At 64.5% G+C, this 12,391-nt stretch carries 12 protein-coding genes; 4 read left to right on the top strand and 8 right to left on the bottom strand.

The window, feature by feature from the left end:
- Window positions 1-39 precede the first annotated feature (39 nt).
- The gene (locus QCE62_RS22375) at window positions 40-1,419 is read right to left on the bottom strand and encodes a homoserine dehydrogenase (protein WP_309923313.1); all 1,380 of its coding nucleotides are present in this window, start codon (window positions 1,417-1,419) and stop codon (window positions 40-42) included.
- 199 nt (window positions 1,420-1,618) lie between these two features.
- On the opposite strand from QCE62_RS22375, the gene otnK reads away from it, so the two are divergent.
- The gene (gene otnK / locus QCE62_RS22370) at window positions 1,619-2,923 is read left to right on the top strand and encodes a 3-oxo-tetronate kinase (protein WP_309923311.1); all 1,305 of its coding nucleotides are present in this window, start codon (window positions 1,619-1,621) and stop codon (window positions 2,921-2,923) included.
- Window positions 2,920-3,579 (top strand): aldolase, encoded by a 660-nt coding sequence (locus tag QCE62_RS22365; RefSeq protein ID WP_309923309.1) that lies wholly within the window; start codon window positions 2,920-2,922, stop codon window positions 3,577-3,579. Before otnK ends, QCE62_RS22365 begins: the two co-directional genes overlap by 4 nt.
- Here the strand turns inward: QCE62_RS22365 and QCE62_RS22360 are convergent.
- Together QCE62_RS22360 and QCE62_RS22355 are read right to left on the bottom strand one after the other, a co-directional pair.
- Entirely contained in the window at window positions 3,563-4,438 is an 876-nt protein-coding gene (locus QCE62_RS22360; protein WP_309923307.1) for a helix-turn-helix transcriptional regulator, read from the bottom strand. The genes QCE62_RS22365 and QCE62_RS22360 overlap by 17 nt on opposite strands.
- Window positions 4,435-4,998 carry a carboxymuconolactone decarboxylase family protein gene (locus QCE62_RS22355; protein ID WP_309923304.1) on the bottom strand — a complete coding sequence of 188 codons (564 nt, stop codon included), beginning with the start codon at window positions 4,996-4,998 and terminating at the stop codon, window positions 4,435-4,437. Before QCE62_RS22355 ends, QCE62_RS22360 begins: the two co-directional genes overlap by 4 nt.
- A 276-nt stretch (window positions 4,999-5,274) precedes the next feature.
- Between QCE62_RS22355 and QCE62_RS22350 the strand changes: the two genes are divergently transcribed.
- Entirely contained in the window at window positions 5,275-7,464 is a 2,190-nt protein-coding gene (locus QCE62_RS22350; protein ID WP_309923302.1) for a TonB-dependent siderophore receptor, read from the top strand.
- An 82-nt stretch (window positions 7,465-7,546) separates the two neighbouring features.
- Here QCE62_RS22350 and QCE62_RS22345 read toward each other — a convergent pair whose 3' ends face one another.
- Together QCE62_RS22345 and QCE62_RS22340 are read right to left on the bottom strand one after the other, a co-directional pair.
- Complete coding sequence (locus tag QCE62_RS22345) at window positions 7,547-7,987, bottom strand: cupin domain-containing protein (RefSeq protein ID WP_309818434.1); 441 nt, start codon at window positions 7,985-7,987, stop codon at window positions 7,547-7,549.
- Window positions 7,988-8,311: 324 nt separating this feature from the next.
- A complete protein-coding gene (locus tag QCE62_RS22340) occupies window positions 8,312-9,898 on the bottom strand; it encodes a hypothetical protein (protein ID WP_309923300.1) in 1,587 nt (528 codons plus the stop codon).
- On the opposite strand from QCE62_RS22340, the gene QCE62_RS22335 reads away from it, so the two are divergent.
- A complete protein-coding gene (locus tag QCE62_RS22335) occupies window positions 9,897-10,151 on the top strand; it encodes a hypothetical protein (protein WP_309923298.1) in 255 nt (84 codons plus the stop codon). The two genes, QCE62_RS22340 and QCE62_RS22335, sit on opposite strands and share 2 nt — an antisense overlap.
- A 146-nt stretch (window positions 10,152-10,297) precedes the next feature.
- Here QCE62_RS22335 and QCE62_RS22330 read toward each other — a convergent pair whose 3' ends face one another.
- From QCE62_RS22330 to QCE62_RS22320, 3 genes are read right to left on the bottom strand one after another with little or no spacing between them, the layout of a single operon-like run.
- Complete coding sequence (locus QCE62_RS22330) at window positions 10,298-11,110, bottom strand: TIM barrel protein (RefSeq protein ID WP_309923296.1); 813 nt, start codon at window positions 11,108-11,110, stop codon at window positions 10,298-10,300.
- A complete protein-coding gene (locus QCE62_RS22325; RefSeq protein ID WP_309923294.1) occupies window positions 11,110-11,547 on the bottom strand; it encodes a RidA family protein in 438 nt (145 codons plus the stop codon). Before QCE62_RS22325 ends, QCE62_RS22330 begins: the two co-directional genes overlap by 1 nt.
- 11 nt (window positions 11,548-11,558) lie before the next feature.
- Window positions 11,559-12,362 (bottom strand): transporter substrate-binding domain-containing protein, encoded by an 804-nt coding sequence (locus QCE62_RS22320; RefSeq protein ID WP_309923292.1) that lies wholly within the window; start codon window positions 12,360-12,362, stop codon window positions 11,559-11,561.
- Window positions 12,363-12,391: the final 29 nt, after the last annotated feature.

Below are 12,391 nucleotides of genomic sequence, written 5' to 3'. Positions count from 1 at the left end.
CCTTCCTTCTGTTTCAGTGTGTGTTGTAGCCCGCTACGCCTATTCGCAGCCTTCTTCCCACGCGCGCAGCAGCGCTTCGTCCGGGTTGCGCAGGTCGGCGATGGTGATGAGTTCGCCTGCCTTCACATCGCGGGCCAGTGTCGTGTGGGCCGCGAGATAGAGCGGCGATACGTCGCCGGGCGCGCGGCTGCGATCGAGCAGCACGGCCTGCACGCCGGTCACGTCGTGATGATGGCCGCCCATGTGCAGCACCGTGCCCGCGGCGATATCGACGTTCGCGCGGCCCGCCAGCACGACGCACTGCGCCGGCTTCGCGGCGCCCGAGGGCCGGCCGTGCAGCACTGCATCGAGCAACGAGATGGGCGTTTCGACGCCCATGAAGTGATACGGCAGATACATGCACGCGTAGCGGCCGTTGCGGCTCACCACGTGGCCCTTCTGCGCGAGCAGTTCCCAGGTCGGCGCGTCGAAGGTGCGCACGACGACGAACACGCCGCCCGCGAAGCTCGCTTCGTCGGGACGGCGCAGCATGTTGAACACTTCGATGACGCCGCTGCGCGACAGCACGCCGCCGTCTTCACGCAGCGCATAGATGTCCGCAAGTTCGGTGGTGCGCGCAACCGGGTAATGCAGCAGTTCGACATCCGACACGAGATTCGTGTTGGTCGCGACCACGCTCATTTCGCAATAGTCCGCCGTCGCCGAGGTCTTGCGGCCGCGCAATGCCTCGCGGCGCGCGGCGAGCGTCGCGGCGATGTCGTCGCCGAGCGTCATCAGGCCAGCGAGTTCCGGCGCGGGGAAAGTCTGGTCGAGCTGCGTGACGTTGCCGGTGTCGGCATCGAACACGAGATCGTATTCGCTCGACTTGCCCGCCGCGACCACGTCGAGGCCCAGCACGCGCGCCCACGTCACCCAGCCGATCAGGTTCGACGGCTGGTCGCCGTCCGCCGTCGTGTACACGACGCCCTGGCGCTCCGCCAGCCGCGCGAGCGCGACGCCCGCGACCGAATCGACTTCCTTGCTGACCATCGCGACGTGGCGCTTCGCTTCGAGCGCCGCCACCGCCACGCGATAGCCCACCGACGGATTGCCGGTCGCCTCGACGAGGATGTCCCATTCCGACGACGCCAGCAGCGCGACATCCGCAACCAGCGCGATCTGGCCGGGCGCGAGCGCGGCAACGCTCGCTGCGTCCGTGCATTCGACGAGCGACGCTTCGGCGAAGCCCAGTTCGATACACATCGCGCGCAGGCCGGGAACGTCGAGATCGCACAGCGCGGCGGGCACCAGCCGCTCGATCAGCCGCGTCTGCGCCAGCAGCGTGCGGGCAAAACCGCCCTTGGCGCCGGTCAGCGCGTAGCGCACCGGCTGGACTGTCTGGGCCGGCGACGGCGAGGCGAAGAGAAGCTCGAAATTCATCTTGGGATCCGCGCAAAAAGGCGTGGCCGGCAGATTTTTCCGCCGACGACGGGGAAATAAAGGAAAAAAAGGAACGCGGACAACGTCTACGTCGAATACCGCAGACGTTAACGCTCTTTACCACTCACGTCAATTTTTTTAACACCGTTTAACACGAATCGATCATCGCGCCGTACAATCGATGCACGGAGGGAACACCATGCACACACGCACACGCCGTCCCGTACTGGGATGCATCGCAGACGACTTCACCGGCGCCACTGACCTCGCCAGCACCCTCGTGCGCGGCGGCATGCGCACGATCCAGACCATCGGCGTGCCCGCATCCGCCGTGGCCGAAGACGTGGACGCGCTGGTGGTCGCGCTGAAATCGCGCACCATCGACGCGCAGGACGCCGTCGCGCAATCGCTCGCCGCGCTCGACTGGCTGCGCGCCCAAGGCTGCCGCCAGTTCTTCTTCAAGTACTGCTCGACCTTCGATTCCACCGACGCGGGCAATATCGGCCCGGTCGCCGAAGCGCTGCTCGGCGCACTCGCGGCCCAAGGCAGCGAAGACGACTTCGCCATCGCCTGCCCGGCTTTTCCGGAGAACGGGCGCACGGTGTATCGCGGGCATCTGTTCGTCGGCGATGCGCTGCTGAACGAGTCGGGCATGGAAAACCATCCGCTCACGCCGATGCGCGATCCCAACCTCGTGCGCGTGTTGCAGCGGCAGTCGCAATCAAAAGTGGGCTTGATCGGCAGCGCCACTGTTGCGGCCGGCGCCACGGCCGTGCGTGAAGCCATCGCGCGGCTGCGTGCGGACGGCGTGCGCCTCGCCATCGCCGACGCGCTCACCGACGCCGACCTGCGTACCCTCGGCGAAGCCTGCGCCGACCTGCCGCTCGTGACGGGCGGCTCGGGCGTCGCCATCGGGCTGCCGGAGAACTTCCGCCGCGCGGGGCTGATCGAACCGAACGAACAGGCCGCCGACCTGCCGTCCGTCAGCGGCCCGGCGCTCGTGCTGGCCGGCAGCGCGTCGAAGGCGACCAATGCGCAGGTGGCCGAATGGCAAGCCGCGCGTCCCGCTTTCCGCGTCGATCCGCGTTCGCTCGCGCGCGGCGAGGCGGTGGTCGAAGCGGCACTCGCTTTCATCGACAGCCACGCCGGACAGCCGGTCCTGATCTACGCGACGGCCGCGCCCGAGGAAGTGGGCGAAGTGCAGCGCGAACTCGGCGTCGCGGCGGCAGGCAAGCTCGTGGAAGACGCGCTCGCGGCCATCGCGCGTGAAGCGAAAGCGCGCGGCGTGCGCAAGTTCGTGGTGGCGGGCGGCGAGACTTCGGGCGCGGTGGTGCAGGCGCTCGACGTCAACATGCTGCAGATCGGACCGCCGATCGATCCGGGCGTGCCCGTGACGGTCGCGTTGGGCGAGACGCCGCTGGTGCTCGCGCTCAAGTCGGGCAATTTCGGCGCACGCGATTTCTTCGCGAAGGCGCTGCGTTATGCCGAGGGAAAACGTTCATGAGCAGCGCGATGATCAACACCGGCAGCGACGCGGCGCTGCGCGAGGAAATCTGCACGGTCGGCGCGAGTCTCTATGCGCGCGGCTACACGGTGGGCAGCGCGGGCAACATCAGCGCGCGCTGCGAGGACGGCTGGCTCATCACGCCGACCGACGCCTGCCTCGGCCGCATGGACCCCGCCGAGATCGCCAAGGTCGATGCGCAAGGCCAGCACGTCTCCGGCGGCCGGCCTTCGAAGACGCTGGAACTGCATCGGCGCATCTACGCGAACAACGCGGACACGCGCGGCGTCGTGCATACCCATTCCACTTCGCTCGTCGCGCTGACGCTCGCGGGCGTGTGGAGCGATGAAGACGTGTTGCCGCCCATCACGCCGTACTACGTGATGAAGGTCGGACATGTGCCGCTGGTGCGCTATCGGCGTCCGGGCGATCCGCAGGTGGCGGCTGAAATCGCGGCGCGTGCGGCTTCGGTGCGCGCCGTGCTGCTGGAGCGCCTCGGTCCGGTGGTATGGGAACGCAGCGTCTCGCACGCGTCCTGGGCGCTGGAAGAACTGGAAGAAACCGCGCGCCTGTGGCTCATGACCACGCCGCGTCCTGAACCGCTCGAACAATCCGCTATCGACGAGCTGTGCAGCACGTTCAACGTGCGCTGGTAGCTGTTCCGCGATGATGCGCATCATCGGCCAGCAGTTGCCGGTAATGCGCCTCGGTTTCCTCGTCGGCGGGGAACATGCATTCGAGGCGCAACTCCTGCGCCGCCACGCTCTGCGGCGTGCCCACCGTCGTGACGAGCGAGAAGTAGCGCAGCACGCGCGCACCGCGTGAAAACACCATCGGAATGACCGGCATGGCCGGCGCGCCCGGCGTCGCGGATGGCTCGTGATGCGTCCGCCAGTCCTGCGGCACGCCGGGATAGCCCAGCAGTTCATCCAGCAGCCGCATGGTGCCCGCGTCCAGCACGCGGCCCACTGACTCGCGCTGCACACGCTGCAGCAGACTGCGCGCGAGTTCTTCCCACTGCATCAGGTGCGGCCGCATGCCGTGCGGATCGAACATCAGATGCAGCATGTTGCGTGGCCCCTTGCGCGCGGCCATGTCGATGAAACAGCCGAAGAAGCGCGGCGCGGCGTCATTGGTCATCAGCACGTTCCAGTGCCGGTCCATCACGATGGCCGGAAACGGTTCGTGCTGGCGCACCACGCGTTCGAGCGCGCGGATCACGCCGTGCATCTCCTGCGCGCTCCAGGGCGCTTCCGAATACATCGGCGCATAGCCCGCTGCGAGCAGCAGCGCATTGCGCTCGCGCAGCGGCACGTCGAGGGTCTGGGCGAGCGTCAGCAGCGTGTCGCGGCCCGGCACGCTGCGTCCGCTTTCGATGAAGCTGATCTGCCGCTGCGAAATGCCTGCGTCCAGCGAAAGATCGAGCTGACTCACGCCGCGCACGTCGCGCCAGTAGCGCAGCAGGTCGCCGAGACCGGAGACCGGCGCCGGGCGGTCGGACCGCGTGTCGTTCATCGGATCTCCTGTTTTTGACGCCATGCGAAGGCTTCGAACTGCGGTTCGAGCGGCGGCTGCGTGACGCTGGCCGCGTAGTTCGTGATCGTCGATGCCGCCACTACCGCAATGACCTCCAGTATCTGCTCGTCGCTGAAGCCCGCTGCGAGAAAGCGTTCCTGGTCGTGCGCCGTGATCCGGCCACGCCTTTCGATCAGCGCGCGCGCCAGCCCTGACAGGGCCGCCAGCGTGGCGTCGCCGGGCAAGGCGCCGTGGCGGATGGCGTCGACATCGGCGGGCGGCACGCCTTCCTTCAGCGCGAGCGCCGTGTGAAACGCGACCGGCCATTCGCTCGCGTTCACCACGGCGTTGGTCAGGAGAAGCGTCTGGATCTGCGGCTCGGTCAGGCTGCTCGCATGCACGCGCTCGAACAGCCCGAGAAAGCCGTTGATCAGTACCGGCGATGCCGCCATCGCTCCCGCGATATTCGGAATCAGGCCGAAGCGTTGTTGCAGTTGCTCGAGCACGGGCCGCGATTGCACCGGTGCGGATGTTGTCGTGTGAATGATGTGGCTGGACATGAATCTCTCCTGTTGGCCAGCGCAGCCGGAATGGCCGCGCGATGACCACACAGTAGTGAGGCGGGCGCGGCGTGCCAATTACATCGCGTGTAATTACGGCGCAACAGATGTTCCGCGCGCAAACGTTTTCCTCCGACTTAAATCCTTGCTCTGCAGAAATTTCGTGGCAAACCGTTTCCTCCAGTGAACGCTTAACTTACACTTGCGAACGATTCTCATTCGGAACGTTCCACGTTGCGTCGCCTTCACCCCTCCAGCCAGAAGATCCAGCACGTCATGTCTCATCGCCAAACCCAGGCGTCGAATTGCCGACGCACCGCCGTTTCCCGCGCCGTCCAGCATCTTTTCTTCGGTTTCATCGCCACCTCGGCAACAGCGGGCATCGCTCACGCGCAAAGCGCGGATGCCGCTTCGTCAGTTCAGCCGGCCTCCTTGCCCGCCGTCGTGGTGAAGGGCACGACCACCAGCGATCTGCCCGCGCCCTACGCCGGCGGCCAGGTGGCGCGAGGCGGCGGCATCGGCGTGTTGGGCACGTCGAACGTGATGGACCAGCCGTTCAACACGACCAACTACACCGAGCAATTCATCCAGGACACGCAGGCACGCACGATCGGCGATGTCGTCGTGAACAACGCGTCGGTGCGTACCGAGCAAAGCAGCGGCGGTTTCGGCGACGTGTTCGAGATTCGCGGCTTCGCGGTGCAGGCCACCGATGTCGCCTTGAACGGCCTCTACGGCATGGTCTCGGCGGCGCGCGTGCCGGTGAACCTGCTGGACCGCGTCGAAGTGCTGCAGGGTCCGGGTTCGCTGATGTACGGCATGGGACCGTCGGGCAGCGTCGGCGGCGCGATCAACATCGTCACCAAGCGTGCCGACGACACCCCGCTCACGCGTCTCACCGCGCTGTATCAATCGAAAGGACAGTTCGGTGTCGCAGCCGATGTGGGCCGGCGCTTCGGCGATGAAGGCCAGTTCGGCATTCGCGTGAACGGCCAGATCAAGGATGGCCAGACGAGCATCGCGCACGGCAATCAGCTGCAGGGCGACAGCGCCGTGGGCCTCGACTATCGCGGCAAGAACCTGCGCTGGTCGTTCGATGCCTACAACGTCTCCGAAAACACGGACGAACTCCGCTCGCAGATCGGCCTGGGCACGGCTACCGCGGTGCCGGCGGTGCCGTCGGGCTATGCGAACCTCTATCCCGGCTCGAAGCTCAAGCTGCGCGATTCGGCCGTCATGACGCGCCTCGAATACGACATCAACCCGCACGTGACCGTCTATGGCGCGGCGGGCGAACACTACGGCACGTCGGCGCAGAACTTCCCGGCGGCGAGCGGCATGACCAACGCGGGCAACTTCTCGGTTCGCAACGGCTACTACGACGCCTATAACCGCACGAAGACGATCGATGCGGGCCTGCGCTTCCACTTCGATACCTTCGGCGTGAAGCACACGCTGGTCACCGGCATCACGAGCCTGAACAAGGAAGATGGCTACTTCTACGCGCTCGGAACAGCCGCCCAGGCGGTGCCGTCGAGCCTGTACAACCCGACGCCGCTCCCGCCGATGACCACGCCGCGCGGCGACGCGCAACGCAGCGCGCAGTTGCGTCTGAACAGCCAGCAGGTCATCGACACGATGTCGTTCTTCAATGACCGTCTGCTGATCACGGGCGGCTTCCGCCGTCAGACCATCGGCCTCGACAACTACGACGTGTCGTCGGGCTCGCGCACCGGCACGATCGATCAGCAAGCGATCACGCCGCTCGCGGGTATCGTGTTCAAGCCGCTCAACAACATCTCGGTGTACGGCAACTTCACGTCGGGGCTGACCAACGGCGGCAGCGCGCCCGCCGGTGCAGTGAACGTGGGACAGGTCTTCGCGCCGTACAAGTCGAACCAGTACGAAGCGGGTGTGAAGGCGGACTGGGGACGCGTGATGACCTCGGTGTCGGTCTTTCAGATCTCGCAGCCGAATGGCGTGCTGAACCCGACGACGCTGGTCTACGGTTACGACGGCCGCACCAAGGTGCGCGGTCTCGAACTCGCGGCGTACGGCGAAGTGTTCCGCAACCTGCGCATGATGGCGAGCGCGACCTTCTACGATCCGAAGCTCGAAGGCACCGCTGGCGGCGCGAACGACGGCAACGATCCGGCCGGCGTGCCGAAGTTCGCCCTCAACCTGGGCGCCGACTATGATCTGCCGTGGGTGCCGGGCCTGAGTGTGAATGGCCGCATCATCCACACGGGTGCGCAGTACTACAACGCGACCAACACGCTGCGCCTGCCGTCGTGGACGCGCTATGACGCGGGCCTTCGCTACAGCACGCGCATTGCGAGCAAGGACGTGATCTTCCGCGCCAACATCGAGAACCTGTTCGGCAGCCGCTACTGGATCCAGCAAGGCACGTACATCACGAATGCCGCGCCGCGCACGGTGCTGTTGTCCGCCGAGTTCAACTTCTGACGCTTGTGTTGGGGCGTTTCGAGTGATGAATCAGGCCGGACCTGTACAAGGTCCGGCCTGTTCGCTTGCAAGGCCGCTTCGTTCAGAGCGATGAACGAGGCAGGTAACCGCTCGGCCTGCGCCTGAGCCTGCGGCTCATCTTGAGCGCCAGCAACACCGGCTTCGAGATATGCGGACGCAGGATCGCGTGCTTGCGCACGTACTTCGGCACATACCATTCGGAACAGGTGCCTGCATAAAACAGCGCCGCGTCTCCGGCCCGCAGTGAACGCGGCGCCTGCCCCTCCGACGTGACGATCACTTCGCCTTCGATTACATAGATCGTTTCGTCGGCATCGAAATACCATCTGAAGCGGCCGGCCGTGCAATCCCAGACCCACGACGACGTGGTCGTGTCGCGGCTGCGCGACCACTGGCCGCTGCGTGCCACCGGATGTCCTTCGATGATCCACGCGGGATCGATCGGATCGGGCTTCAGCAGGACATCGTCCAGCCGGACGGCCTCGAAAACAGGAGTGTTCATGACTTTCCTTTACCGTGGCTGATGACCGATCATCAGCAGCGCTGAAAGAAGCGCGCGCGTGCGATTCGGTGACAGGGCGAACCTGCAAAGACTTCAGGCTGCCTCGCGTTGCAGTGACATCAGCGATACTGGCTCGTCCTGATGGGCTGTCTTACAAGACACCCATGAAATGAAAACGTTCATCGCGCAGATGCGATTCACGCCGTGCGAACATTTGCAATCCTCATTCCCGCACACGCGTTTTACTAACCTCTGTCGGCAGATAGCGAGGATGTCGCACGAGTTATGTGCGCCAGCGCACATAACTCGAATTCTTCCGTCAAGTCATTGGAACAGCTCAGGCTGCAGTTCAGGCGAATGCTCGTCGTGAACCTGCACCGGCTTGCGCAGCGACAGTATTTCGTTGCGCACCACGGAGTCGGGATCGAAGCCGCCGGGATTGCGCTGGATCAGCCAGACGCGCCCGTGCGTCGCGAGCGCGGCCCTGACAATCTCGCGATCCTCAGGAATGATCCCGGGCGCGGCGACATTGCTCATGTACGGCCGCTTCAGTCCGATCGCGGGAAACGCCGAAGGCATGACGAGCACGTCCGGGAAGTCGCGATAATTTTTCGCGTAATACTGCACGGCTACGTCGACTTCATTCGGACTGACAATCAGCAGGTCGCCGCTGCGGCGATGATTCGCGACTTCCGCCACGCTTGCGCGGAAGTCTTCCTGTACGCCGCGATACAGCTGCACCGCCTGCACGCCGGACAGCAGCAACAACAGGATGAGCACGCCGAGGCGAATGCGGTTGCGCGGCAACGCCCACACGATGCCGAGCGCCGTCAGGAACATGATGGGCGCGGCCATCCACTCGAACAGGCGGTCCATGAAGATGGGCCGTACGAGCACGCTATAAGCAACGATGAACACGAAGGGCAGCAGCAGGACGATCGCCACATGCACCGCCACGGCGCGGCAGGTGCGCCACAGGATCAGCCATGCCCCGGCACAGAGCAGCAACACGGGCAGCAGCGTGAGCCGCGCGCCGGCCGCCAGCGACCATGCCTTGAGGAAGTCGACCCATTCGAGCTTGACCCAGAACGACGACTGCACATACTTCGTTGCGGCAATCAGGAAGTGGACGTAAGGCGACCAGAGCGCCAGCGCCACCACGAACGGCGCCCCGATGATCAAGGCCGCCATGAGGCGGTTGCTGCGCGCCCAGCCGAGCGTCGCGACCAGCATGCCAAGCCCGACTGCAAAGGCAACGAGCACCGCCGTGTTGTGCGACCACAAGGTCCCGCATGCGGCAAGCGCAAGCACAACCAGCGCGGGCAGCAATCGTCCTCGTTGAGGTGCAGCATTGCCTTCTTCCGGTGCGCGGCTGTCGGTGAGTTCCCTCAGCACGATCACGGAACAGAGGATGGCAACGGTTGCCGCGAAGGCTTCGAACGCGTAGGGACGCGCCAGTTCGCCATAGAGGATGCTGCCCTTGTTGGCCGCGATGAGCAGCCCCGCGATGAGCCCCGCGCGCTCGATCACCGGACCCGCGCGCATCAGCCTGCCGCTCACGGCGACGACCAGTACGGTGGCCGTGCTGATGATGACCGATGGCACACGCACCGAGAATTCGGAGTCGCCGAACCAGCCGATCCATATCTTGAGCAGCGAGTAGTACATCGGCGGATGAATCTCATACAGCGGGACGACGTGCCATAGCTCGTACCATGGCCGCGCAGCGAACCATACGCTGTAGGCCTCGTCCATTTGCAATGAGCGGCTGCCCAGCGTAATCAGACGCAAGGCAAGCGCAAGCAGCCCGATCGCGATACAGATGCCCCAGAAAGCACGGCCGGACAGCGGCCTGCTTCCACACAGTAAATCGTTTATGAACGTGCCGGCCTTGCCGGACGAAACGGGCATGGAAGCGTTCGGCGCAAGTTCAGGCGAACGCGGCGAGCTGGCGGAGGGTCTCTCCATCGAAACTCCCTGGATGACGTATTCATCAGTTCTGAGGCTGCCCACGTGTGTGTGGCGCGGCGAGACCGGAAGCAACAATCGGGCACGCGCTGAAACGTTTGCGCACCGGGTTTCATACGAAGAATTGCGATCCGCTGTTGTGCTGGCGTTGCGTGAAGCTTTGAAGACGCAGAGCGGCGGAACGGGTGCGGTCTGACTATGCGCAGACTAGCGCGCATATTGTGAAATTTACGGGCTCGATTGAAACGATGGACTGTGTCCCGCGCAGCCTCGGCGTGGATATCGAACTTTTACGGCAGACAGAAAAGCAATGCAAGGCACGTACGTTCATGTACCCCGCCACTACGCACGCCGAGGAAACGCAGTCCGCCATCCCAAACCTTCGAGTGTCGATACCTGCGGCCGATATTCACAACCGATCCAGCCATCATAGTCATGACCGCGAATGCACGCTGTCAGTTCCTTCCATGGCATGTCGCCGGAACCGGGTTCATGGCGACCCGGCACATCGGCGAACTGAACATGAGCGATATGTCGCGCGTGGAGCGCGAACTGCTCCACCACATCCTGTCCCATCATGCGGCAGTGATAGGCATCGAACAGCAGGCGCACATTCGATGCCCCGCTCTCTTCGATCATCTGGCTCGCATGATCGAGGTCACGCAGGAAGTAACCCCGCGCATCGGTCTGATTGAGGCATTCGAGCAATAGCGTGACGCCGCTGTCTTGCGCGGCATCGGACGCCCAGCGCAGGTTTTCACGAAACGTAGCGCCGGCCTGGTCGCGTGACACGTCTGCGGGAACGAGACCCGCCATCACATGAACGAGCGGACAGCGCAGTTCCGCCGCATAACGCAGCGCCCGCTGCACGCCCTCGCGAAAGCGCTCGCGTTCGCCAGGCATGCACGCGAAGCCATTGGCGCCTGGCTGGCCCGGCATGGCCGCCGGCGTATTGATGAGCACCTGTTCGAGGCCGGTCGCGGAAAGCTTCGCGCGGAGCGTGGCCGCATCGAATTCATACGGCGATGCGTACTCCACCGCGGCGAAGCCCGCCTTCGCCGCCGCCTCGAAGCGCTCGATGAAAGGCAGTTCAGTGAACAGCCACTTGAGGTTCGCGCAGAATCGCAAGGGCTCGGCTTCGCTCGCGACCGTCATCACGCCGCCTCGCGCAATGCGACGATCAGCTCGATCTCCACCGGCGCGCCATGCGGCAATTGCTGCACGCCGATCGCACTGCGCGCGTGCGCGCCGATGGTGCTGCCGAGTTCGTCGATGAACACGCGCGACGCGGCATCGATCACCTTGCCCTGCGCCGTGAACTCGCTCGTGCAGGCGACGAAGCCCGTCAGCTTGACGATGGCCGCGATGCGTTCACGCGAACCCAACGCGCGTTCGAGCGCGGCAAGACACGCTCTCGCCGAAAGCGCCGCAGCGGACTCGGCGTCTTCCAGGTTCACGGCATCGCCCACCCTGCCGCGGTACTTCAATTCGCCCTGTTCGCGCGGCAATTGCCCGCTGACGAACGCGAGCGTTCCTGCTACCCTCACCGGCGTGAGCAGCGTGCTCGGCGCCTGTGCATTCGAAGCTGTCATGGCGTCGGCCCTCAATAGACAGAGCGTGAAAGATCGATGCCGAAGTACTGCTTCCAGATCGCGTTGAGCTTGCCATTGTGCAGATTGCTCGCGACCCAGGAATCGAGCCATCCCTGCATGGCGGCGTCATCCTTCTTCAGGCCGATTGCCAGCGGATCTTCCGCCACCTGGAACTGATACTCGAAGTTGGCGTCCGGGCTGGCCTGCTTGACGGCGAGCGCATCCGCCAGCGCGGCCACAAAAATGCTCTGCTGGCCCGACGAAACCGCCGTGCGTTCCGTCGCTTCGTCGAGATAGCGCACGATGTTCACATCCTTGACGTTCTTGTCCTTGATGGCCGCGACGAGATCGAGGTCGGCGGTCGTGCCGCGCGCGGTCGCCACCGTCTTGCCGGACAGGCTCGTCACATCCTTGAGCGTGTTCTTGCCGGGCGCAACCACGAAGATCGGCTCGGTTGCGTAGGCGCGGCTGAAGCCGATGACCTTTTTGCGCTCGTCGGTCACGGAGAACGAAGCGACCACGATATCCGCCTTGCCCGTCAGCAGGAACGGAATGCGGTTGGGTCCGTTGACGGGCACGACATTGAGCTTTACGCCCAGGTCCTTGGCGATCAGGCGCGCGATATCGAGGTCGGTGCCGGTCTGCACGGCGTTCTTGTCGATCATGCCGTAGGGCGGATGCGTGAAGTCGATGCCCACGTTGATCGTGCCGCGCGACTTGATGTCCGAGAGCGTGTCCGCCCGAACCACGCCGGTCGTCACACATAAGGCCAGCGCAATCGTCAACAGGCCTTTGAGGTTGCTTTTGAAGGTCATTTCATGTGCCTCTGGAAGAGAGATAAACA

The sequence above is a fragment of the Caballeronia sp. LZ033 genome (genome assembly GCF_031451265.1).
Taxonomy (GTDB): Bacteria; Pseudomonadota; Gammaproteobacteria; order Burkholderiales; family Burkholderiaceae; genus Caballeronia.
The sequence above is the reverse complement of the archived record's forward strand: the minus strand, read 5'-3'. Positions and strand labels throughout refer to the sequence as shown.

Bases quoted from the DNA above. Each gene is read 5' to 3' on its own strand.
- QCE62_RS22335 (WP_309923298.1), top strand. From the start codon at position 9,897: ATGGAAGCGTTCGGCGCAAGTTCAGGCGAACGCGGCGAGCTGGCGGAG.
- QCE62_RS22375 (WP_309923313.1), bottom strand. From the start codon at position 1,419: ATGAATTTCGAGCTTCTCTTCGCCTCGCCGTCGCCGGCCCAGACAGTC.
- QCE62_RS22320 (WP_309923292.1), bottom strand. From the start codon at position 12,362: ATGACCTTCAAAAGCAACCTCAAAGGCCTGTTGACGATTGCGCTGGCC.
- QCE62_RS22340 (WP_309923300.1), bottom strand. From the start codon at position 9,898: ATGCCCGTTTCGTCCGGCAAGGCCGGCACGTTCATAAACGATTTACTG.
- QCE62_RS22360 (WP_309923307.1), bottom strand. From the start codon at position 4,438: ATGAACGACACGCGGTCCGACCGCCCGGCGCCGGTCTCCGGTCTCGGC.
- QCE62_RS22355 (WP_309923304.1), bottom strand. From the start codon at position 4,998: ATGTCCAGCCACATCATTCACACGACAACATCCGCACCGGTGCAATCG.
- QCE62_RS22365 (WP_309923309.1), top strand. From the start codon at position 2,920: ATGAGCAGCGCGATGATCAACACCGGCAGCGACGCGGCGCTGCGCGAG.
- QCE62_RS22325 (WP_309923294.1), bottom strand. From the start codon at position 11,547: ATGACAGCTTCGAATGCACAGGCGCCGAGCACGCTGCTCACGCCGGTG.
- QCE62_RS22345 (WP_309818434.1), bottom strand. From the start codon at position 7,987: ATGAACACTCCTGTTTTCGAGGCCGTCCGGCTGGACGATGTCCTGCTG.
- otnK (WP_309923311.1), top strand. From the start codon at position 1,619: ATGCACACACGCACACGCCGTCCCGTACTGGGATGCATCGCAGACGAC.
- QCE62_RS22350 (WP_309923302.1), top strand. From the start codon at position 5,275: ATGTCTCATCGCCAAACCCAGGCGTCGAATTGCCGACGCACCGCCGTT.
- QCE62_RS22330 (WP_309923296.1), bottom strand. From the start codon at position 11,110: ATGACGGTCGCGAGCGAAGCCGAGCCCTTGCGATTCTGCGCGAACCTC.